Annotated in this window: 20 protein-coding genes; all 20 read left to right on the forward strand. The window is 27.0% G+C overall.

Annotation, left to right across the window (positions count from 1 at the left end; genetic code table 11):
- The first annotated feature begins 11 nt into the window (after positions 1–11).
- Positions 12–1,790, forward strand: a complete 1,779-nt coding sequence (locus Q3223_RS03055) for a BglG family transcription antiterminator (protein WP_167640605.1) — start codon at positions 12–14, stop codon at positions 1,788–1,790.
- Positions 1,791–1,962: 172 nt separating this feature from the next.
- The gene (gene pfkB / locus Q3223_RS03060; protein ID WP_054270824.1) at positions 1,963–2,880 is read left to right on the forward strand and encodes a 1-phosphofructokinase; all 918 of its coding nucleotides are present in this window, start codon (positions 1,963–1,965) and stop codon (positions 2,878–2,880) included.
- A 36-nt stretch (positions 2,881–2,916) separates the two neighbouring features.
- Positions 2,917–4,836 carry a PTS fructose transporter subunit IIABC gene (locus tag Q3223_RS03065; RefSeq protein ID WP_167640606.1) on the forward strand — a complete coding sequence of 640 codons (1,920 nt, stop codon included), beginning with the start codon at positions 2,917–2,919 and terminating at the stop codon, positions 4,834–4,836.
- Between the two features lie 375 nt (positions 4,837–5,211).
- Positions 5,212–6,033: a transporter substrate-binding domain-containing protein gene (locus Q3223_RS03070; protein ID WP_407811591.1), complete on the forward strand. Its 822-nt coding sequence runs from the start codon at positions 5,212–5,214 to the stop codon at positions 6,031–6,033.
- Positions 6,034–6,046: 13 nt separating this feature from the next.
- Positions 6,047–6,715 carry an amino acid ABC transporter permease gene (locus tag Q3223_RS03075; RefSeq protein WP_065388405.1) on the forward strand — a complete coding sequence of 223 codons (669 nt, stop codon included), beginning with the start codon at positions 6,047–6,049 and terminating at the stop codon, positions 6,713–6,715.
- A gap of 330 nt (positions 6,716–7,045) precedes the next feature.
- The gene (locus Q3223_RS03080) at positions 7,046–8,572 is read left to right on the forward strand and encodes an FAD-dependent oxidoreductase (RefSeq protein ID WP_284182089.1); all 1,527 of its coding nucleotides are present in this window, start codon (positions 7,046–7,048) and stop codon (positions 8,570–8,572) included.
- Between the two features lie 26 nt (positions 8,573–8,598).
- Positions 8,599–9,156, forward strand: coding sequence for a hypothetical protein (locus Q3223_RS03085; protein WP_284182088.1), 558 nt, complete (start codon positions 8,599–8,601; stop codon positions 9,154–9,156).
- A gap of 474 nt (positions 9,157–9,630) precedes the next feature.
- Positions 9,631–9,900, forward strand: coding sequence for a hypothetical protein (locus Q3223_RS03090; protein WP_054270819.1), 270 nt, complete (start codon positions 9,631–9,633; stop codon positions 9,898–9,900).
- Between the two features lie 201 nt (positions 9,901–10,101).
- Positions 10,102–11,088, forward strand: a complete 987-nt coding sequence (locus Q3223_RS03095; RefSeq protein ID WP_407811595.1) for a hypothetical protein — start codon at positions 10,102–10,104, stop codon at positions 11,086–11,088.
- 66 nt (positions 11,089–11,154) lie between these two features.
- Positions 11,155–11,361, forward strand: a complete 207-nt coding sequence (locus tag Q3223_RS03100; protein ID WP_054270817.1) for a hypothetical protein — start codon at positions 11,155–11,157, stop codon at positions 11,359–11,361.
- A gap of 16 nt (positions 11,362–11,377) precedes the next feature.
- On the forward strand, positions 11,378–11,590 hold the full coding sequence (locus tag Q3223_RS03105) for a phage holin (RefSeq protein WP_074178349.1): 213 nt from the start codon (positions 11,378–11,380) through the stop codon (positions 11,588–11,590).
- 83 nt (positions 11,591–11,673) lie between these two features.
- On the forward strand, positions 11,674–12,672 hold the full coding sequence (locus Q3223_RS03110) for an immunoglobulin-like domain-containing protein (RefSeq protein WP_284182087.1): 999 nt from the start codon (positions 11,674–11,676) through the stop codon (positions 12,670–12,672).
- Positions 12,673–12,697: 25 nt separating this feature from the next.
- Positions 12,698–13,318 (forward strand): glutamate-rich protein 5, encoded by a 621-nt coding sequence (locus Q3223_RS03115; protein ID WP_223153159.1) that lies wholly within the window; start codon positions 12,698–12,700, stop codon positions 13,316–13,318.
- A gap of 21 nt (positions 13,319–13,339) precedes the next feature.
- Entirely contained in the window at positions 13,340–15,931 is a 2,592-nt protein-coding gene (locus Q3223_RS03120; RefSeq protein ID WP_407811598.1) for an Ig-like domain-containing protein, read from the forward strand.
- Between the two features lie 32 nt (positions 15,932–15,963).
- Positions 15,964–17,022 carry an immunoglobulin-like domain-containing protein gene (locus tag Q3223_RS03125; protein WP_407811600.1) on the forward strand — a complete coding sequence of 353 codons (1,059 nt, stop codon included), beginning with the start codon at positions 15,964–15,966 and terminating at the stop codon, positions 17,020–17,022.
- Positions 17,023–19,917: a hypothetical protein gene (locus tag Q3223_RS03130; RefSeq protein ID WP_407811602.1), complete on the forward strand. Its 2,895-nt coding sequence runs from the start codon at positions 17,023–17,025 to the stop codon at positions 19,915–19,917.
- A 52-nt stretch (positions 19,918–19,969) separates the two neighbouring features.
- Positions 19,970–20,185 carry a hypothetical protein gene (locus Q3223_RS03135; protein WP_054270811.1) on the forward strand — a complete coding sequence of 72 codons (216 nt, stop codon included), beginning with the start codon at positions 19,970–19,972 and terminating at the stop codon, positions 20,183–20,185.
- On the forward strand, positions 20,175–21,254 hold the full coding sequence (locus Q3223_RS03140; protein WP_284182084.1) for a hypothetical protein: 1,080 nt from the start codon (positions 20,175–20,177) through the stop codon (positions 21,252–21,254). Before Q3223_RS03135 ends, Q3223_RS03140 begins: the two co-directional genes overlap by 11 nt.
- Before the next feature lie 13 nt (positions 21,255–21,267).
- Entirely contained in the window at positions 21,268–21,789 is a 522-nt protein-coding gene (locus Q3223_RS03145; protein WP_141668732.1) for a hypothetical protein, read from the forward strand.
- 14 nt (positions 21,790–21,803) lie between these two features.
- Positions 21,804–25,484, forward strand: a complete 3,681-nt coding sequence (locus tag Q3223_RS03150) for a LamG-like jellyroll fold domain-containing protein (RefSeq protein WP_284182082.1) — start codon at positions 21,804–21,806, stop codon at positions 25,482–25,484.

Genomic DNA, 25,484 nt, shown 5'->3' on the forward strand with positions numbered 1-25,484 from the left:
AAGGTGATTTTATGAGTTTAAATATAACAGCAAGACAGATAAGTATAATAAAAATCCTGTTAAATTCTGAAGATACAATTAGTGGTCTTGCCTTGAGTCAAGAAATAGGATGCTCTTCAAAAACTATACAAAATGAAATAAAAGATATTAATAAACAACTTAAAAAAAGTAAAATTCTATCAATACGAGGAGTTGGTTATAAACTAGAGGGAAGCTTTGATGAGGTGAATTTAAATAGTAATCTGTACGATGATGTAGATAGAGTAGAGTATATAATCAGAAAAGTGTTAACCTTGAGTAATGAAGAAAAAAATACCATAAGGCTTGAAGATTTAGCAGATTCCATGTATGTGAGTGTTTCAACAGTAAAAAATGACTTAAAAGAAGTAAAAAGAATATTAGAAAAGTATTCCATTTCGATTAAGTCCAAGCATAAGCAAGGTATCTGTATTTCTGAAAGTGAAGATAGAATAGTAAATTGTATAATTGATTTGAGTAATAAGAGAGATAATCAATTGACTCTAAATGATTTTTTAAATGATGATATAAGAGAAAAAAAATTAATAATAAAAAAAATCTTATTAGATGTATTAAATGAAAATGGTTTGGTATTAACTGACATAGAATTTAAAAATGTGTTGAATAATATACTAGTTATGTTAAGTCGACACAAGTGCGATGAAAAAGAATTTATAGAAAGTTTTGTAGAAAATTATAGCAATAAAAGAAGTTCGATTTTGGAAAATGAACAAAATAAAGAAATTATAATAAGCTCAATAAAAACCTTTTGTAAAAATTTAAAATTAGCTACCTCAATAGATATAAGTCATGATGAGATATTTGAAGAATTTTTATATAAGCATATTAGTAGTCTGTGTAAAAAAATAAAGCTAGGTATAAATCAATCACCTATAATAGCTCAAGACATTAAAATAAAATATCCATTTGCTTTTGAGCTAGCTAGTATAGCTAAAAAAACAATAGAAAAAGACTTAAACATAGAAATCAATGAGGATGAGGTTGCAAACATAGCTCTACATATAGGCGGAGCTGTTGAAAGGGCTTCTTATAATAATAAAGATAAGGTTTTCAAGACTATAATAGTTTGCACATCAGGTATAGGGACATCAATGTTAATAAAGGCTAAATTGGAAAATGTATTTAAAGAAAAACTAGAAATATTAAAAGTTATTCCTTCATACTTAGTTGAATATATAAAAGTTATAGATGTTGATTTTGTAATATCTACTGTTCCTATTGAAATAGCAGATATACCAGTAATAAATATATCTCCTATTTTAAGTGAAAAAGAAATCAAATTAATTGAAAAATATATAGAAACAGGAAATATATATTTAGATTTAGATATAAAAAATCTTCTTGATAATGAATTATTTTTTACTGATTTAGATTTTAAAAGGAAAGAAGACGTTATAAATTTTATGGCAAGTAAACTTGTGCAAAAAGGTTACATAGATGATGATATGAAAAATTCTTACTTTGAGAGAGAAAAAATAGCTACAACTGAAATAGGAAATATGGTAACCATACCACATGGAGCAATTGGAAAAGTTTTTGAAAACAAAATAGCAATTGGAATATTGAAGACTCCTATTGCTTGGGAAATATCAGATGTTCGTTTGATAATAATGTTAGCTCTTGATAAGGATAAAATATTGGATTATGAAGTTATATTTTCAAATATATATAAAAGAGTAGATTCTATAGCAAAAGTTATAAGTATATGTGAAAATAGCAATTTTGAAAAGTTTGTAAACTTATTTAAGTAGAGAGATATCATATAGTATTGCATATACACTTGTAAGTTTGGATAATATAAAACTAAATAAAATAAAAACGATAAATTTCTCTTTTAATTAAGAGAAATTTTTTGACTTTCAGAGATATTAATATGAAGTTAAGATATAAACATAAAGTAAATAAATAAAAAGAGGTGGCAAGATGATTTATACAGTGACATTAAATCCATCAATAGATTATATAGTTAAACTAGATAAATTAAAGACTGGAAATACAAATCGTGTAAATGAAGAATACGTTTATCCAGGAGGAAAAGGTATAAATGTATCTCGTATACTAAAAGAACTTGGAAATGATAATACATCTTTAGGTTTTATAAGTGGCTTTACTGGAGAATATATAATAAAAACATTAGAAGAAAAGAATTTGAAGACAGATTTTATAAGGTTAAAAAGTGGTTTTACAAGAATAAATGTAAAAATAAAAGAATTGGAAGAAACTGAGATTAATGGGCAAGGACCAAATATAGCTGATGAATATATTGACTTGTTGTATAAAAAACTTGATAAATTAAATCAAGATGATATTTTAATATTGGCAGGAAGTATACCTTCTACTTTAGATGAAAAACTATATGAGAATATAATGTCTAGACTAGAAGAAAAAAATATAAGAGTTGTAGTAGATGCAACTAAAAATCTTCTTCTTAATGTTTTAAAATACAAGCCTTTTCTAATTAAACCTAATAGTGATGAATTAGAAGAACTGTTTAATGTTAAATTAAACTCAAATGAAGATATAGTAAAATATGCTAAGAAATTAAAGCAACTAGGGGCTAAAAATGTTTTAGTCTCAATGGGCAAAGATGGAGCACTGCTAGTTACAGAAGAAGATGAGGTACTTATAAGTAATGTACCTAAAGGGAAAGTTAAGAATTCTGTAGGAGCAGGTGATTCAATGGTGGCTGGATTTATATCTGGATATTTGAATACTGGCAAATATGATTATGCTCTTAAATTAGGAGCAGCATCAGGTAGTGCAACTGCTTTTTCATATGACTTAGCTAAAAGAGAATACATTGATGAGTTGGTAAATGAAATATCTGTAAATAGATTCTAAAATATCTAAAAATATATAGAAAGGAAGTTAGGAATTATGAAAATTATAGATTTACTAGATGAAAAATCAATTAAGTTGAATTTAAAGTCAAAAAACAAATCAGAAGCAATAGAAGAATTAGTTGAATTAGTTGCAAACAGTGGTAATTTAAAGGACAAAGAAACTTATAAAAAAGCTATTTTAGCTCGTGAGGAAATGAGTACAACAGGAATTGGAGAAGGTGTAGCTATTCCTCATGCTAAGAACACATCAGTTACTAAAGCTTGTATAGCAGCAGCAATATCAAAAGAAGGTATAGATTATGAATCATTTGATGGAAGCTTATCAAATCTATTTTTTATGATAGCTGCACCAGAAGGAGCTAATAATACACATCTGGAAGTGCTATCAAGATTATCTACAATACTTATGGATGAAGATTTTAGAAATAAACTTATAAATTCAACTTCTGAGAAAGAATTTAAGGAAATAATAGATAAAAAAGAAAGAGAAAAGTTCAGTGAGGAATATCAAGATGAAATAATTAAAAAAGAAAATATAGTAGATACTAAGGATAAAGATATTAACAAATATCCTCAAATTTTGGCAGTAACAGCATGCCCAACTGGAATAGCACATACATTTATGGCAGCTGAAAGTTTAAACAAAATGGCTGAAAGCAAAGGAATATCAATAAAAGTGGAAACTAATGGTTCAGCAGGCATCAAAAATAGACTTACAAAAGAAGAAATAGAAAATGCAACATGTATAATAGTAGCAGCAGATAAAAATGTTGAGATGGCTAGATTCAATGGGAAGAAAGTCATAAAGACTAAAGTTGCTGATGGTATACACAAAGCAGAGGAACTTATAGATAAAGCTGTAAATGGTGATGCTCCAGTTTATCATGGAGGAGAGGCAAATCACAACGAATCAAATGAAGAAAATGAAAGTGGATTTAGAAAAGTGTATAAACATTTAATGAATGGTGTATCTAATATGTTACCATTTGTTATTGGTGGAGGAATACTTATAGCAATAGCATTTTTACTTGATGATTATTCTATTAATCCTTCAAATTTTGGTTCAAATACTCCAACAGCAGCATTTTTTAAGGGAATAGGAGATAAAGCTTTTGGATTTATGCTACCTGTACTTGCAGGATATATAGCATACTCTATATCTGATAGACCAGCATTTGTTGTAGGTTTTGTAGGAGGAGCCCTTGCAGGTGATGGTGGTTCAGGGTTTTTAGGTGCATTACTTGCAGGTTTTATAGCAGGTTATTTAGTAGAAGGACTTAAGAAGGTATTTAGTGTATTACCAACTTCATTGGAAGGAATAAAACCCGTATTATTATATCCTTTATTTGGAACGCTTTTGATGGGGATTATAATGACATTTTTAGTAATACCTCCAGTTACAGCAATTAATAATGCAATGGTTGGATTTTTAAATGGCTTAGGAGGAACTTCAAAAATAGTTTTAGGATTGGTTTTGGGTGGAATGATGGCTGTAGATATGGGTGGACCTGTAAATAAAGCAGCATATGTATTTGGGGTTGCATCACTTGAATCAGGGCAATTTGAAATAATGGCAGCGGTAATGGCTGGAGGTATGGTTCCACCTCTTGCGATAGCTCTTGCAACTACATTCTTTAAAAATAGATTTACAAAAGAAGAAAGAGATTCTGGTAAAGTTAACTATGTAATGGGATTATCTTTTGTAACTGAAGGAGCTATACCTTTTGCAGCTGGAGACCCACTTCATGTTATACCAGCATGTATAGGAGGTTCAGCAGTAGCAGGAGCACTTAGTATGTTGTTCAATGCAGCTCTTCGTGCACCTCATGGAGGAGTATTTGTTATACCAGTAGTTACTCATCCACTTGGATATATATTAGCTATAGCTATAGGTGCTGTGGTTGGAATGATGCTTTTAGCATTACTTAAAAAACCACTAAATCAAGAAGCATAGTAAATAAAGATTATTTAATAATTAAAAATACTTTATTTTATAAAAATTAATATATTACTGCATTATCCTAGAGCAAGGAATTCAAAAAAGTGAACTTTGATATACAAAGTTCACTTTTTGTGTAAAGTTATTTTAAGAGCTTATAATTTTTAACATGTAAATTAAATTTTATAACTAAATTGTTAATTATTGATAGAAAATAAAAATAAATATAAATTTAACAAAATAGTATTAATTTCAAAAATAAATTACAAAGAAAGTATAGAAAAGAAGAATATCAGTGTCGAATTATATAGAGAAAAGCAATAAAAAACCTTTTCAAATTATGATATTATGTTTGAGTACACAAATATATAGAAAGAGGGAGTGTTATTTTTGAAATTAAAAAGTAAAAAAGTATCATCATTATTATTGACATTAGTTTTAGGGACAACAATGTTAGTTGGCTGTTCAAGTAAAGATGGTGAAGCTACAACACAAGATGATTCTCAAAAAGATAAAGGAATTTTAAATGTAGGAGTATCGGTAGAATATGCACCATGGTGTTATAAAGAAAATGATGAAAATAAAGGTTTTGAAATTGATGTATGGAAAGAAATATCAAAAAGAACAGGTTATAAAATAGAGTTTAAAACTGCTAAATTTAGTGGACTTATGGGTATGTTAGATGCTGGTAAAGTTGATACAGTAGCACACCAAATGTCAACTACTCCTGAAAGAGTAGAAAAATATGATTTTTCGGATACTTATGCATATAGTAAATATAAATTTATAGTGCCAGAGGATAGCACTATAAGTAAGATAGAAGACATAAAAGGTAAAAAGGTAGGTTGTGTTCTAGGTGGTAATGGAGAAAAAACTATAAGAGATTTAAATGAAAAACATAACTTAGGACTTGATATAGTTACATATGATGGAGTACCTATGGAAAAAGATGTAGAGAATGGAAGAATTGATATTGCATGGCTTTCAGAGGTTAAAGCTAAAACAACTATAGAACAAGGTAAACTTAAATTAAAAGTTGCAGATATAGATACTGGTGTATATGAAGTAAATCAATATCCATTTAGAAAAGAAGAAAAAAGTAAAGTTATAATAGAGGATGTAAATAAAGCTATAAAAGCAATGCATGAAGATGGAACATTTACAAAACTATCTGAAAAATGGTTTGGCTTAGATACAACTAAGGAAAATTAATTGGAGGTTAATGATGCAAGTATTTGATTTTGGATTTGCAGCAGGTATATTTCCGTTAATATTAAAATATTTGACAGTAACATTCAAAATGTCTCTGTTATCTTTGGTATTGGGAATTGTTGTAGCTTTACTCATAGCATTAATTGTAGATGCTAAAGTTCCTATTTTAAAAACAGTATCAAGAATATACATTTCATTTTTTAGAGGTACTCCTCTTGCTGCTCAACTTTTTTTCATATACTTTGGTCTAATACAATTAGTACCAGAACTTAAAACATTGGAAGCATTTTCAGCAGCAGTAATAGTAATTGGTTTAAATTCTTCTGCCTATTTTGCAGAAAGTTTAAGAGGTGCTATAACATCTGTAGATAAAGGTCAAATAGAAGCAAGTTTGGCATTTGGAATGACGTATGTACAAACAATGAAAAGAATTGTCTTGCCACAAGCTATAAGAGTTGCAGTTCCTCCCTTTACAAATACTTTTGCAGATATTATAAAAGGAACTTCTCTTGCTTTTACTATTGGGGTTACAGAAATTATGGCAGTTGCTCAATCAGAAGCAGCAGCAAGTTATAAATATTTGGAAGCTTTTACTTGTGTAATAGTAGTATATTGGATTGTAAATCTTATATTAGGCTTTGTTCAGACTAAGCTAGAAGAAAGGCTTAGTGAGGTATATTAATTTTATAGAAAGACTTATAAATTTGTATAGATATGTTTTGTTATTAAATATTACTGGAAAATTTGATTTCTAGTAATATTTTTTTGTAACTATAAAATGCTAATCAGAGATGTATTAGTTTTTATTTTATAAAATTTGTAGATTCTATACACTAAATTTTGGTATGTGTTATTAATTGCGTTGACTTAATTATATAGTTATTTCTATTTATACTAAGTAATATAACAGAGTATTCATTACAAAGAGATATTTATTTTTTATGCTATTTATAATAAATAAACTTGATGATGGGAAAACTACTATTATTTAATATGTAAAGGAGTATTTTATATGAACGAATCGTATTGGTTTTCAAATTCAAATCCAAAGGAATATAAAAAATTAGGCGAAAATATAAAAGTAGAGTGTCTTATAGTAGGTGGAGGTATAACTGGATTAACAACTGCATATTTATTAGCAAAAGAGGGTAAAAAAGTAGCGCTTGTTGAAGCTGATAAAATAGGATATGGAACTTCAGGAAGAAATACTGGTAAAGTAACTTGTCAGCATGACATATTTTATTCTAAGATAGAGAAAAAATATGGATTAGAGAAAGCAAAATCATATTATAATGCAAATAATGAAGCTCTAAACTTAATTGAACAAATAATAACAGATAATAATATCAAATGTGATTTTAAAAGAGAACCATCTTTTGTGTTTACAGAAAAAGAAGATACTATAAAGGATATAAAGGATGAATATCGTACATGTAAAAAAATAGGAATAGAGTGTGAATATCATGAAACTATAGAAGATATTCCATTAGATATAAAGGGAGCTATTAGTTTTACAAATCAAGGTCAATTTAACCCCAAAAAGTATATTGATGGATTAGCAGAAATAGCAGTACACTTAGGTCTAAAAATATATGAAGATACACCAGTAGTGGATTTAGAAAAAGGGAAAATATGTAGAGTTAAGACAAGAGAAGATAATACAATAGAAGCTGAGAATGTTATAATTTCATCCCATAGTCCATGGTATGATGGATTGAATTTTTATTTTGCAAAAGAATACGCAGAACGTGCTTATTTAATGGCAGCAGTTTTAGAAAATAAATTGCCAGAAGGTATGTTTATAAGTATAGATGACCCATCCATAACTTTTAGACAATATAATGATGGAAATGAGAACTTACTAATCTTTGGAGGAGGAGACCATAAAGTTGGTCAAGGAGGAACTGAGAAAGAAATATTTAATGACTTAGAGCATTATGGAAAAAAGGTCTTTAAGGTAAAAGATTTTAAGTGTAAATGGTCAGCTCAAGATAATATGAGTTTTGATAATGTTCCTTATATAGGTTACATTAATAAAAGAGAAAACAATATTTATGTAGCTACAGGTTTCTCTAAATGGGGTATTACTAATGGTACTGTTGCAGGAATAATAATAAAGGATTTGATAGTAAATAATAATTCAGCTTATAAAGATACTTTTAATCCATCAAGATTAGGCAGTTATTTCTCAAAGGATTTTATAAAGGAAAATGCAAATGTAGCAATGAATTATGTAAGTGGAAAATTAAAAATAGGTAGTGGAGATATGCCTAAAAATAATGGAGAAGGAAAGATTGTTAATATTGATGGGAAAAGATATGGTGTGTATAAGGATGATATGGGAGAATTTTATATTGTAGATACTACATGTACTCATTTAGGATGTGAACTGAATTTTAATAGTGAAGAAAAAACATGGGACTGTCCATGTCATGGTTCTAGATTTGACTACAAGGGAAATATACTTGAAGGGCCAGCTCTTAAACCACTAAATCTTTATGGTTATGGCGATAATGATGTTAATCCTAAGCTATTATAGACTTGTTTTAGAAAGGTAAAGTGTGTATGAATAAACTTTTAAAACCAATAACTATACTATTATATATAATTTATATTTTTTCTGCTATATTTTTTGCAATCAACAAAGAATTAGGTAACATAGGATTAGTAGCAATAAGTTTAGTTGGTACTTTTATACTGAGTTTTATAAATAAGCAAAATCAAAGGTTGTTAAGTAAAGAGCTATATATAGTTCTTGCTTTATTTATAATGTTTTCAGCATTATTAGGTACTTGTTTTAATTTTTATGATATAAATTATTATGATGATTTTTTACATTTATGGTCAGGAATAATATCTGCTATTGTGGCATTTTCCATAATCAAATATTTCTATACACAAAGAGATATAAGCAAAATGAGTAAAATATTTTTAATTATATTTGTATTTATGTTTAGTATGGGAGTAGCTAGTTTGTGGGAGATAGGTGAATTTTTAATGGATACTTTTATTGGTACTACTACACAAGCTGGTGGACTAGAAGATACTATGATTGATATGGTAGATGCTTTAATAGGTACAATTGTAACAATTCCTTTTATAATAAAAAAATCAAATGCATAGTTTCACAATTGATGATAATGGATTTAATTTTATTCATATTAGTTTTTAAGAAGTTATATGATAAATTAAATCCATTTTTTGTTAAATATATTAGTATAAGAGATTGTATAATTTCTTATATTATGAAAATTAATTTGAAATATTTAAACAAGTATATAATTACAAAGACAATATTTTGCTCTAAATACATATATTCTACAAAAAGCATAATATAAATTTTGTTTTTTTGTTACAAAATGCAGAACTGTATAGGTATATATATAGATGATAAATATTCTTTGACATTTGACGAAAATTAAGCTCTTTTACTATTGTAATGTAAAAATTATATTTAATAATGTAAATTTTAATAAATTAAATAGTATGGTAGGTAGAATATTTTTTATATAATATTAATTTTGATGATACGAAAATTAATCATTGTATACATGTATATAAATAAATATAAAAAGTTAAACATAATAGGGGGAGAAAATGTTAAAAAAAATCAATTTAGAGAGTTGTTTTAAGCATGCTATAGAAAAAGGATATAACTATTTAGGTGTAGTTGTAAAAGTAGATGAAAATCACAGGGAGTTAATAATAAATACAAATAACAACTTTCAGAGTAAGCTTAAGTATTATAAGTTAGCCTATGATGAAAATTTGAATCATAATGTAGCAAATAATATGAGCATAACTGATTTTACATATGGAAATACTTTAGCAGATATTGAAAGTAAATTAAAAAAAAATTTTATATAAAAGAAAAAATATACTTTTTAATTTAACAAAGTATATTTTATATAGGGTATATTACCAAGTGAATAGAAAATATGTCCACTCAAAAAGCCACGCAATACCAACAAGTCTAATAACCTCAAATAAGCTTGTTAGCATTATTTAAATGCTAACAAGCTTAAGTATGCAAATCTAAGATATTTAAACAAGGAAGGTTTAAGGAATATGAATAAAAGTATAAATGAAGAAGATGTATTGAGCTATAGACCTAATTTAAAAGTAGGTAGATTTGATGATTTTGAATATAAATCAACAAAGTGTACAAGTGAATCTATTACAGCTGAGAATTATAAAACTAATATTTTAAAATCATTTGAAATGTATCATCCATCAAGTGTAGTATCAAAATTAAATAAACTTATATCATTATCAAAATCATATTTGAGTTTGATAGAGAATGATACATACCAAGGTAAAATTATGAAAAATTATTGTTTTTCCTTTACAGAAAATGAACAAGACATACTAAAAGACGAAAATTTTAATAATTTATATGGTGACTCTAAGTTTGAAAGTTACTTAGAAATTTTAAATATAAAAGATGAACTATTGAATATAAGAAAAGTCTTTATAAATGGAATTTATACAACCAAAAAGAATGATTATTTATTTGATGATGTAGATTATTCATTTATTGATAAATTGAATCAATATGAATATGAAGATATTAATCATAATATAAATTATTTTTCTTTATTTTATGATGTCCAAAGTGCATTTATTTTATTAGAATACTGTAATGATATAGAAAAAATAGTTAAAGAGTTATATTTGATTGAAAATAATAAAAAAAGGCAACCAATAAATTCAGAAACTTATACTATTTTAAGCAAAAAGTTTAATCTTATAAATAAAACTATGAAAAATGATTTATTTAATGACAAAAGTGTTTATGGGAATATAGAGACTTCTTTACATAATTTGTTTTTAGCTAAACATGATGTAAATACATTTATAAATGGTTTTATGAATTTAGATGTTTTGAAAGATGATTCCAATTTAGTTAATGAAATAAAGGAAGATAATTTAAACGATATAGAAATTAGAATTGATGAACTGATAAGTGCTTGTATGTTATCTGTAATTTATAAAAGAGATATTTACAATTCATTATGGAATAAATCAAAAATAAGAGAATTTTTTACTAAATAACTTACAATAGAGAAAGATAGTTGGTATATTCAGAAAATGAAAAGTATTAATAAGGAAGGTGAATATGTGGCTGTTAAACAAAAAAATATTAAAAAGAAAGATAAAGAAGAACTTTATTCAAAAGCAGTAAGAATAAAATGTTGTTATTGTATTAAAAAAGAAGGCTGTTTGTATCAAGCAAGAAAGGAGTCTAGTGAAAGTTCAGGTTATATAACTTATTGTACATTAACTCCAAACATTCCTAGAAAACAACGTAAAAAAATAAAACGCTAGTCAAAGGAGAGAATATATGAAGAACTATTTAAAAAAGAGATTAAGAAACAAAGGGTTTTGGGTTTCTCTATCGGCGATGTTAGTACTTACAATTCAATCTTTTGGATATGTCGATATACTACCAAAAAATTATTCTGATACAGTAAATTGTTTTTTAGCTTTACTCACAGCACTTGGAATATTGAATGATAATGCTACAGAGAATAAGTGGTATTTAGATGACAAGTAATAGATTTTCTTAAATAGCTAATATATTTATATTCTAAAAAACTTTTCAAAAATATTTATAATAAAAATAAAGGAGAAAATATTATGATTTTTAATGATTTGAAGATACCAAGAGGTAGTTCTTTTGACCCAATGCAAGGAGTTAGATCTATAGACAATATAGATGGAGATGTTACAGAACTTGTCACAGTTGAAGGGGAAGTCAATGTCAATGTAATAGGGCAATATACTTTGAAGTATTCAGCCCCAGATAAATCTGGAAATGTAACAACAATAAATAGAACAATAACAGTTGTAGATACAGGTGCTCCTATAATAAGTGGTGCTGATGATAAGACTATAAATTTATTGGAAGAACTAGATTTAAGAGCTGGAGTTACAGCAATGGATGATATAGATGGGGATTTAACTGATTCTATAGTTATAGATGGAACAGTAGATAATGCTATACCTGGAGAGAATAATATTGTCTACACTGTAGAAGATAAATCTAAAAATAAAAGTGTAGTAAATAGAATAATAACAGTTGTTGATAATATAGCTCCTATATTATTTGGTGTTGAAGATTGTACTGTAGAATATGGCTCAACATTTGATTCAAAGGCTGGAGTTACTGCTAATGATAATATAGATGGAGATTTAACTTCAAAGATAGTAATAGAAGGAGTAATTAATACTTCTATTTTAGGAGAACAAATATTAACATACAAAGTTACAGATGTAGCAAATAATGAAGCAAGTGCTATAAGAAAAGTTACTGTTGTTGATACTATTAAGCCAGTGTTTTCAGGTATAGATGACTTAACATTAAATTTAAATGAGAACTTTGATGCTTTAGAAGGGGTAACAGCTGTAGATGAAGTTGATGGAGATTTAACAGATTTAATAACTGTTGAAGGTGGAGATTTAGTTGATACATCTGTTGTAAAAGAATATCAAGTTACTTATAAAGTATCTGATAAATCATCAAATGAAACTATAGCAGTTAGGCTGGTATCTGTAATAGATAATATACCTCCAGTATTAACTGGTGTTGAGGACAAGACTATAGAAGTAGAACCAGTGCCTAAAGAAGAAGTTTAATAAATAGTATGATAGAGGTGAAATTATGAGTAACTTTAATGTCACTTATAGTGCTGGTGGGAATTTAGATAAAATAAAAAAAGTTGGAAATATAGAAGAAATAAATAACATAGAAAGTATAGATAAAATAGATAGCCTATCTGAAATAGAAAAAATAGAGACTCTTAAAAATATTGAAAACTTGGAGCAAGTTAAAAGCGTAGAAAAACTTGAATCTGTTTCTAATATAGATAACCTCAATGAAGTTAATGTAGTAAAAGAAATAAAAGCGATAGGGAGTATACGAGGATTTGCATCAAAAACACAACCATATAATTATATGAGGCTAATAGAAGTTCCAGCACTTAGAGGAGTATTTGAAGAAGAGATAGTTTTATCTCCATCTGAGGTTGAGATTCTTGCTATATCTGTTACATGTAGTGGATATGGAGAAAATGACCACTATAATTTATATTTTAATGGACAATTGTGGTTTAAAGATTGGTATTTAGGAGAAGTAAAAGAAGGTCTTTTCTTAGGTTCATCTACATATGTATATCTAGCACCTCCAGATTCAAGAGTAGTTTTAAAATTTCATAATGATAGTGGAACTTCTAAGAAATTATGGTTTGGGATAAGAATGTTAAAAGACCCAGAACCAATTTAGGGATAGAAAGGAAAATTAAATATGTTAAGTAATGAAATAAAAGACTTTGTATTCCATGAGTTTAAAACAGATGCAGATAGTTTTGTAAAAGATTTAGCAAATGTTTTAGCCTTAGGAAATTATACTAAAGAAGTAAAAGATGTATCTGGAAATTTAATGAGAAAGTCATTGCCTTCAAAAGAAGATTGTTGGAATATAGTATATCCAAATCCAAACTTTAAACTTATAAAAGATAGAGAAGTCTCTTCTTTTGATGAGGTAAATGCAAGAGAATATGAAATAATAACTAAAGATCAAATTTCTAAAATAACTGATTCTGTTGTTGTAAGAGCTGTTACAAGACCAGTTGATAGAATTACTCAGCAAACAATAAAAGTTGGTTCTGATGAAGTTTCAAAATATGGACTTTTGGATGAAGCTATAGAAGAAAATGCAGTTATGTATATGGAAGTGTACTTTCCAAAGTATTTATGTGATACAGAATTGGATGACCCTACTCAACAACGAGATGGAAAAACTGTACCAAAAGTTGTAAATCTAAAAACTGGTGAGAAAGATGCACAAGCTAGAAACTATCATAACTGTTATATGAGAATTTTTGATAATCCAAATAAGGATTATTCTGGTCCAGCAGAAAATGTTATAGATATGGTAACTGGAGATATAGCTGAATTTAACTCTGCTTCATCTGAATGGTGTAAACTATCTTGGTTTACAGACTTTGATGAAAAGTTTAAATCTGAGCTTGGTATAACTGGATCAGATGCTCTTTTAAGAATTCCTATTACATCTTCTTTAAACAATAAGACTAAGATAAGAGTACTTGCTAATATACATCCAAATAGAGTACTTATAAATGTTACAGGTAATCCAAATGTAGATTATGAGGATAATAGATATTTAGTTGGTCAAGCATATATAGGCTCTATTGACAGTTTTGATTTTGCTAAAAAGGATATAGCTGGAAATTTTGGTATATTTGCAACTTCTTCATCTGTACCTTCTATACCAAAGTTTAATATTAAGTACAGTGAGCCTTTCAATGGAGTTAATACACTTGGCACTGATGGTGGCAAAACATCAGGAAAGGCTGTTATATCAAATGCAGGTGCTAAGTCAGCATGGGTAAATATAGGTACATTTCCTTGGTTAAATAATTCACTACTTAGTAATAGACCAGCAGATACTGTAATAAAATATACCTATAATAGAAGGGATATACCAAGAGATTTTGGATCAAATATTGCAGGTGGGAAAACGACTATATATGAACCTAGTTTACAAGTTACAATAGGTGCATCTGTAAACAATGAATTTGCATCTGAGTTTGGATTAATGAATCCAAACGTAAAATATAATAACGGATATGGAACATATTATATTACACCTAATGCAAGAACATCCATATCAAGAGAAAAAATTACTTTTCCATCTGAATTGCCAATAACTATAAATAAACCAATAGTAAAAGATATGATAGTGGAAGTTCAGGTAACTTATAATGAACAAGACTTATACAACTATATAAGAAAATATGTAGCACAAAATGATGGAAAAGGTCTCTTAAATGACTTAAGTTATTATATCTATGGTTCACAAGATGGAATGGTTGAAAAACCAATTTATTTTTATCTAGGTTTTGATGAGGTAGAAGAAAGAACTACTCAAGAAGGTGGTTCAAATAGAGATAAGTATGGGAATCTTGTAGATATAAAATACCATCAGACTTATGGTGTACATACAGCAAATGGAACAACAGATTTTGCAATGTATAAGACAGATTCTGCTGACTATTTCCAAAGTCACTATTTTATGTTCTCATCAACAGAGCAATTCATGAAAAAACATATGTATGGCAAATCAGTTTATACAAACGAATACTTCGCAGATAGAATAAAAATTGTCCATAGTGCAGAAGGTGTTCGTGGAGCTTTATCAGGTATGATAGTGATAGATGCTGAATCACTCTTCCCATTTGATGAATTAATAGTAAACAAATCTTTTGAGAAATACGAAGATAAACCAGAAGAAACATATATATACCTTCCATTAACTACTCCTTATACTCCTTTTGCAAATTCTCCAAATGAAAGATACGGTGTTGGAATATTAAAAGAACTTAAATATAATGAAAGTAATGATGATTCTAAGTGTGAAGCTGCATTAAGAGAAATACAAGATATGTATAAAGATATCTATTCTTGTACAAACAATACAGAATCAGTTTATTTTGCTGATAAAACAAATAATGGATTAGAAATAATCTGGGATTCTTCTGACATGAATATAGTAAGTTTTTCTAAAGGAGCAGATGTTGAAGAACCTACATTAGAATTAAAAATATCTCCTGAAAACCCAACTATAACAGTTGGAGCAAAAAAAGCTCTTTCCCTACTTGAAGGAGAAGAAGTAGTAGTGGATGATAAAGTAATTTGGATTTCATCAAATGAAAGTATAGTTACTGTTTCTCAAAATGGAGAATTGGATGGAATAAAAATAGGTGGAGCCGTTATAACTGCTAGATATAAAAGCAGAAAAGTCCAAACTGAAGTAAATGTAAAGTCTACAGATGAGTTGGATGAATCAGATTTACAAGAGGAACCTATTATATAAAATATGATTAGAAATAGAAAGGATGAATATTAATGTTAGGTATAATTAATAGACCAGATTTCTATGAAGGAGATAAGGAAATATATTTATCTGCTAACGTGAAATCTGGAGAAGTCTCTAAAACTAAAAAATTTAAGGTGCTTGTAAAAGCATCAAAGCGAACTGATTTGCAAAGTATCCTAGAGGATATAGGAAACATATCTATACCAAGTATAGTTACAGAAAATCTAACATTTATACAAAAAGGTAGTTGTGGTTCAACTATAGTATGGTCATCTTCTAGTCCGAATATAATAGGACAATCAGGAAGAGTAACAAGACCTGTATTTGGAGAAGTAGATGCAAAAGTTACTATAAATGTTATTGTATCAAAGGGAAGTGTAAGTAGAAGTAAAGAATTTAAAGTTACAGTACCAGCATGGACTCAAGAAGGTGAAGTCGAATCTGCAGCTAATGCAATAACTTGGGAACTTATTAGAAATAAAAATTCTGATATAAATAAGGTCACAACTGATTTAATACTTCCAACTACTATAGGAAATGAAATAGCAATAACATGGACTACAAGTAATTCTGCTTGTCTAAGTGACAAAGGGGTAGTCACTAGACCTGCATATAAAGATGGCGATAGTATTGTATCTGTTACAGCAACTCTTACTAAGGGTGAACTTACATCTATTAAGACCATAACTAATATTAGAATACTTAAACAAGACCCTACTAATCAAGAAAAGGTTGATGATTTTGTAAAAACTTTTGATTTTGCTTCATATATTGCACCAAATAAATCATTAACAGAACTTAGCAATAATTTTACATTACCTGCTAAAGTTGAAAATATGTCATTAACTTTTTCAGCACTTGATAATGAAGGTGAAGATTTAACATCAGCAAATATAAAATTAGAACTTGATAGTCAGTCTCTTTCTTATAAAGCTATAATAGTAAGACCTAGTTCTAGCACTGGTGACTTTAGCTTTAATTTAAAAATAGAAGCTAAAATCACTGTCTTATCAGGAGAAGAAACTTCAGAAGAAATTAAGGCCTCTAAGATATATTCAGCTAAGATATTAGCTATGATTGAAGAATAGATGATTGCAACTTTTAAGTTTAGCACTGGCGTTTTCGTCAGTGCTAATTTTAAATATAATCTTTCTGGGGATGAAAACTCTATAAGTTTATTTTATAAGATAGAGTGTGAACACACAGAAAGCAATATAGGCAATACTTTGTTGAGGTTAAAAAATGATATAAAGTCAATGAATATTAGTAAAAAACAGAAATTTTTTATAAAAAGTAAGAAGTCTTTACAACCAATATCAGTTAAGAATATCTGTATAAATAAAATATATAAAAAGCTATATGATAAAAATAGTGATGAATGTATAAGTTTTTATAAAGGTCTTAAGGAATTTAGAAATTTTAATGATGCATTGAAGTATTTAATTAGAGAAGAGCAATATTTAGATAAATCAATTATAGAATATCTACTATTTGTAGAATATAAAGATACTAGAAATAAAATTCAAATAAATAATGATTATAATACATTTCGGACTAATCAAAACACATTATCTTTCCAATACAATATAACAGAAGTAAGTAATATTGATAAGTATCTAAAAAATTATGATTATGAGGATATGATAGGCACACCAAGTAAACAAATTTTTGGAGACAATATAGATGTAAATATAAGTGAAACAGAAAATGATACATACATACTTGATTTTGAAAAAAATATTAGAGACTTAGACAAAAAAATAAATATAAATGATTATATAAATCTTAAAAGTTCAATAAATAATAAAATCTTTATGGAAAAACCAAAGTTGGTTGAAGGTTATACTGAAAATCTATCTATAGATTTACAAAAACTTATAAAAGATGGAGATTTGAGGAATGTTTTTATTGAAGAAAATAAAACATCTACATCAAATTCTTCATCTAATATATATATTAATTTGCCCTATTTTATTGATATGCCAAACATGTCAGAGATTTTAATAAATGAGAATATAAAACTGAGAAATAATTTTAATAAACAAATACTTATAGAAGATAAAAAGTATTTATCAAAGGGATATTCAAGTAAAATACAAACATTTTTAGAATCTAAATATAAATTATATAAAGGTGAAGATTATATAGAGTTATATAATTTACTAGACAATATTGAAAAAAACATAGATGGTAGTCTTCATGTTGTAGATAATATTAAAATTTTTACACATGCAGGTTCAAATATTCAAATATATGAGATACTAGATAGTTATGATTTTATAAAAGGAAAGCCTACATTTAATTTATATAACCTAGATATGAATACAAGAAAGGCTGACAATCGAAAAATTTATATTTCTAGTACAGATTTATTTTCCAAATACTACAATCCAAAGTTTGATTTTAAAAATGATGAATATAACTTATTAATATCAAAATCTAACAATAAGGAAACATCAATAACTGAGTATGAGTTGTTTGGAAAATATCAAGAGGGTAATTTGTATCTTATTGACTCAATTATATCACCAGAATATCTTTCAAAATCTTCATTGTATGTATTTGAAAACTATATATATAAGCTATTAGAAAGTAGCAAATATACACTTCTAATAAATAAAGAATTTGAAAAAGGAACAATACAAAAAAATGACTTTAAGATATTTTATGATTCAAATCTGACGAATTTTTATAAAGAGGGTAATTTATTAAGTATTCCAAGTTGTATAGACGAATTATATAAATGTAATACTAATCTCTATAATATGTATCAAATTCAATTTGGAATAATAAAAAAAATTAAAGGTGTATCATCTAATGAATCGCCAATTGAATTAAAATTTTCAAAGTTACCTACATATAAAAATAATGATGGCTTCTTTGGAGTTGCAACAGAATATTTTCCTGAATTTGTGGTTATTGATGGAAGTCAAGATGAATTGATTCTTCCTAAAAACGGTTTTGATTATAATATATATAAAGATAAGATATTTGGTGATAACCTCATAATATTAGATAAGGACAAGTATGTAAAAAAATATACACAAGCAGGAAACCAAGTAATTGAATTGCCTATAGAAAATCCAGTAGATTATTTTGCAAATATAGCAATAGATGTTATAAATATTGATGTTTCTGTTATGAAGTATGTTCTTGACACACTATACAATCAATGGAGGCATAATATTTATAGATATGCTGGTATAGAGCCTGAAAAAGCTATAAAAGATTTAATAGATTCAACCATGAAATATATAGGTGAAAAATACTATTGGGATAGATGCAAAATACCACATCTTGAAAGAACATTGAAACTTTTCTTGTGGTATGCAGAAATGAGTATATTATGTAATTCAGAGTATGAAGTTGTGTATATAAGAGAAGATTGTGAGATTGATTATTCTAAAAAAACGCTGGGAAATTTAGAAAAAAATATACTATATATTGATAACTTAGAATTGACCAATGATTTTGTTTTATCAAATCAAGAAAAAGGTGTAAACTCTGGGGTAAAATTTAAAGTTAATCAAGAATTTGATTTACAATTAAAATTTAAAGCTTATATGGAAAATAGTGGCGTGTTAGAAATACATATAGGAGAAGCAATTTATACATTTTTAGGAGATGAAAAGCCCTCTTACAATATAGATTTGACAATTCCAAAAGAAGTTAAAGAAGTAGAAATTTTGTTTTTTTATGATAATGAGGAATCTTTCATAGATATAGCAGTTTTTAAAATAAAAGATATGTTCAATAAATCTGTTAATATAAAGTATCTTGGAAAGCTTGGAAAAACGAATAAAACTGTTGAATATTTGATAGATATGTTAACCATTGCAGGTGAATCTATAGAGGGTACACAAGTTAAATTGGGAATTCAAAATTCAGTACAAGTTGCATATGCACTTGATACATTTAAAGATTACATGTTTAAACATCATGATAATAAAGAAAAAGGTAGACGAAGAGTAATCAGGAAATAACAAGTATAAATTACTAAGTAATTATCAAAAATGTTAGAAGGGAAGAGATATTATGGTAAATTATCAAATTCAATACAAAGAGAAAGTAAATCAAAATGTATTATCTGGACCACCAAATGAAGCAAATGAATTTTGGAGAGTAGTATGTGACATGCCAACTTTACAATCAGCAATAGCAACTACTAAATCACTAGTGAAAAAATATGGGTATGAAAATTTTCAGATATGTAAAGTAACTAGTATAAGGGTTGAAGTTCATGCAGAGTAAAAAAAAATTGAATAAAATATCTACAGGACATATATTTAGTGAGGAATTCAATGGTGCAATGAATCCTCTATGGGATATATTTCCAAGTGATAATAATAGAATCACCTTTACAGGTGATTCTATTAAAATACTTGAAAATGTTGACAAAACAGAATTATTGATACCATGTCCAAAAGAGTCTGGATATGTATTTCAAACACATATAAGATATGAACCAAAAGAATCTAATAATGGTGGCTGTATAGTAAAGTCTATTACAGAAAATTACATAGAATGCGAACTATCAGCAGAAATGGAATTAATATATTATTCATATTTAAAAGTAATATATTCTGAGAACTTTGTATTAAATCTTAGAGCATCAAAAGATGGATTAAATTGGGAAGATTTTGGAAGTACAAAATTACTTGATTCTAATTCTATAGGATATTATCTAAATGACAATAAAAATTCATTAGAAATATTTAATTGTGAAATGTATAAGAGTAATTTTATAACACTTATAGGAATTGATAAAACACAAAATATTAAAATATATGATGAAAATAATGAAGAAATAGTTACAAAGATAGATATGAAATATACTAAAGATTCTGTTGTAGTTGATTTATCATCAAAACTTTTTCCAATAAACAATGTAAGGATAGAAGTTGAAAGTGAAGGTAGATTATTTGACAGTGTGACTATAGATAAGTTGTATGGTGGAGATGTGTATTCATTTGAACCAGAAATTAAATTTATTGTAGATGAAGCTAATATAAATAATGGTGATTTTGATTTAGGATTAGTACAAGGTAAAGATAGAGTTTATGAGTTAAAAGTAGTAAATGAAGGAAATCTTACTAAAACTGGAATTTTAAAAATAGTAGGAGTTTCTAGTTATGATAAAGGTAATAGCATGGCTTATTTGATGCCATATGGGGATTCAAGTGGAAATTCTGATTTATTTAAAGAACTAGAGGTTAGTTTATTGCCTGGAACTACAACTAAGTTTTTGATTAAAATAATAAAGGACTCTAGTTGCATAACAATTGATGATAAATATAGTTTTAATATTATATTCATGTAAGGTGGTAGGTGAGATGGGTGTAAAAATAAAAAGATATGGAAAAACAGAATATTTAAATGACCATAATCAATTAAAAAATACGGATATAGAAGATCAACATCCAATAAAAGCTATTACTGGATTGAATAAAAAATTAGATGATATAGACAACAATATAAATATTAATGTAAATAATATAAGAAGTAACAGAGAAGATATAGATATTATTAATAGAATGATAGAAAATGGGGAGATTGGTGGAGGTTCTGGTGGTGTAGCTGATATAACTCCCCTTATTGAAAGAGTAAAAGTGTTAGAACAAAATGTAGTTATACTAAATGGTAATAATTTGGAACTAAAAGAGTTCGTGGTTAATGTATTGGGCGAAGTGAATCGTTTAGAAGATGAACTTGCAAAAACAAAACTTATTGTAGATGAGTATCATAAAAACACCAATTTGAATAAAAATAGTTTTACTGATACTTTGATAAATGATGACTATATACAAAATCTAATTGATTGTAAGATTGATATAAATAATGACAATGTTACATAAAGTGAGGTGATAAGATGCAAGGAATAGATTTAGGATATAAGAATGTAGAAGGAAATGAAATATCTTTTCCAAATATAACCATAAATGCCAATAAGACTGGAAAGGTAAGTTCTGTTATAGAAATAAATAATGGATTTAAAAATGAATTTGAAATTGAATATGTTTCAGGTAATAAAAAAATAAATAAAAAACTTACAAATAATACTTATATAATAACAGAAGAAGATGTAACTAAGTTACAGAATGTTTTAAGAACTTTAAAAATAAAAGCAACTAATGATTTCAATGCTTCTATTTACCTATCACTTATACCAGAAGGAACAACTGCTAAAGCCGAACAGGAGAGTTATGGAAAAAATGTTGCTGGTAATGTTTTAGATAGTAACGAAGATACTTATTGGCAAGCTACATCTAACAATCAGGGTGTTGATGTGATTTTTAGAGAAAATAAACTTATAGAGTCTGTTACAGTATGTCTACAAGATGAGTTTTTAGAGGTATGGGGAGAAGATGAAACTGGAACGCTTGTTAAATTAGTTGAAACAGATGGTAGTGACAGTAGTGTAAATAAAAGTATTATTGTACCTATTCCTAAAAATGAATATAAACATTTGTTTTTTAAAACAATTACATTTCATGGAGGCTGGTCTGATATTAGAGATGTATATATAAATGAAGCAAGGGTAGATTTTAGTTTCAAATATAAAAAAGAAGAAATTAGTCTAGGTGATAAAAAGGTAGAAGAAGATAAAATTATATTTCCGAATGCATTTGCAAAATTTAATGGTAAATGTGGATTAAAAATAGAACATTTAGGTATAAATTATGATGTAATGACAGAATATGAGATAAACAATAACAAAGTAAGTAGCAAAGATAAGGTTGTTTATATAGAAGAACATAATGAAAATGAAATAAATGAAATATTAAAAACTATAAAAATAAAAGTATATAAAAAATTTAATGTGAAGATAACACTAATTAAGAATAATGATGGTTATATACCTTCAGGAATTATGGCTACAGCTAATAGTGTTTATAGTGATAATACTCCAGATAAAGCAATAGATGGAAATATAAATACACGATGGATGTCTTCAACTTTTGAAGCAATTTTCAGACTAGAATTTAAAGAAGCTACAAATATAAATAAAGTACAAATGAAAGTAAGTGCATCTCCAGAATCACAAAATAATTATGTAATTAAGTCTGGTACAAAAATAATAGGTCAAAAAACGTTAGTAGTACCAAATAATTTAACTACTGTTGACATTGATGTCACAACTGCTAATTATAATAATATAAGTATAGAATGTAGCAGTACTAGTAGTTGGATTAACGTATTTGAAATCCTTTTAAGTGGATATACTGAAAACTTAGATTCTGATATTTGTATAATAAATGATATAAAAGAAGTATATAATATACAAGGAATAGATGAACATACTTTATTATATCTAAAAGGTGATTCTTTTAATGATTTAAGTTTAAATCCAAAAACAGTAACTGCTATAGATGTATTGATTGTTGAAGATGATTTATTTGGAAAATCATTCAAATCGAATACTGGATTAATTCAAATTCCATCTGAAGAGATAGCTTTGAATGGAAGCACCAGTTTTACAATAGAATGGTTTGAGAATTTAATCTCAGTTTATGATGCAGCTATATTTAGTACTAATGAAAGACTAAAACATGGCCTACTTTTAGGATATTATGAGGGAGATGTTTCAACTCTTTATTGTAGTAGTAATGGAAGTTCTTGGGATATAATTCGTAAAGAAACTTGTGGAGGTAAAACCTTTAATAAATGGATACATAAAGCTTTTTGTTATTCAAAAGAAAATCTTACTTTATATTGTTTTGAGAATGGCATAAAAACATATGAAAAGAAATTACAACAAGAATTATCTATTTACTGTGGCAATGAACTTTTATTTTTCGACGCTTGGACAAACAAAGTTAATGCAAATATATCTAATATTAGAATTTCTGATGTGGCAAGATGGACAGAAGATTTTGAACTACCAATAGAGCAATATGATTATTCTCCTAATATTGAGATGCTAGAGCAAACAGAACATCATATAATCTTTAACATTTTAGCAAATACAACTACTGTAAATAAGGTTAAAGTATATATAAACAATAAAATAGAAAAAGAATACATTGATGTTTTTGAAAATTTGATATTTGATATTATATATGATGAAAAATATATAATTGGGAAAAATGAAATAAAATTTATTATTGAATACAATGATGCTAAAAGTGTAGAAGAAAAGATGTATCATTATAGACAAAGACTTGATGAAAACACTGTTTTTTTTCTAAACGGCACTGATGTAGTGGATAGCAGTTATAATCCAAAAGTTATAAATAATAATGGAGTAACAATGTCTGATGGTGGTAAATTTGATAAGTTTTATAATATGAGTTATGGGTATTTGCAAATACAAAATTTTAATCCTCACTTTAGAAACTTTTCAATAGAGTTTTATTTGAAGTTTAATGATAATAGTACACAAGATATATTATTTGATACTAGAGTTTCTTCTTATAACAAAGGATATTTAATTTATACAGAATCTAAAAAATTAACATTCTATCTTAGTGAATATTCATATTCTTCTATAGATTATTCAAACTTCGATAAAAGTGTTTACCATCATTTCGCTTTTGAAATTAAAGACTACAAATATATAAAGATTTATCATAATGGTATACTTAAAAAAACAGATACTTTATCTGAAATACCACAAGAACATGCAAGCAACAACATATATATGTCAAAAAGATGTGATGGAGGTAATTATCGTTTTACTAATGAATTAAGCATGTTTAGAATTTCTGATGTGAATATATACAATGAAAATTTTAAACCAACAAATATTCTATATTGTTACGAACCTATATTGAAGGCAAACCAAGCATCTGAAAATCAATTAATATTATCAATAAATGATAAATCGAATGTAATGAATAAGCTTGAAATTTTTATAAATGATTCATTAAAAGAAACTATAGTAGATAATTTCAATAATATTTCTTTCAATTTATTGCTAGATAATTATAATGATGGCTTTAATGAATTTGAATTATTAATGACATTTAACAACGTTAGGCGTATTATAAAAAGATTTAAAATTTATAAAGCTGATCAAAGGTTAATACTTGCAAGTAAATGTTTTGAGGTAAATAATATTTTATTTGATAAAATATATACTCATTTTAAACCTTTCTTTTTGGGTCATGGTAGTATTAATATTTTATACTCAACAGATGATAATGAATTTACCTACTGCAATATTAACACTTTTACACAAATAAATTCAAATAATATAAAATTAATGTTCTTGATGGATTCAGACGCTATAATTGATGCCTATAAAATTTATGTGAAAGATTGTATTGATACAAATATCATTAACTTTGATGAAGTTTTACCTCCACCAAACAATATAGATAAATTCCCAATAACTGGAGGAGACTCAGGGTCTGTAAATAAAGAAGAGATAGTGAAAATAGTAAATGAAATTGTAAATCCGAAAATCGATTTAATAAATAAAAATCTAAACATATCTGATTTAAAAATTCAACTAAAATATGACAAAGAATTAAATCTTTCAGCTAATTATACATCTAATTATTATATAGATGCTAAGCTTGATACAGTAGAAAGAGAAGGTGAATAG

The organism is Clostridioides sp. GD02367, from assembly GCF_045900275.1.
Lineage (GTDB): Bacteria > Bacillota > Clostridia > Peptostreptococcales > Peptostreptococcaceae > Clostridioides > Clostridioides difficile_A.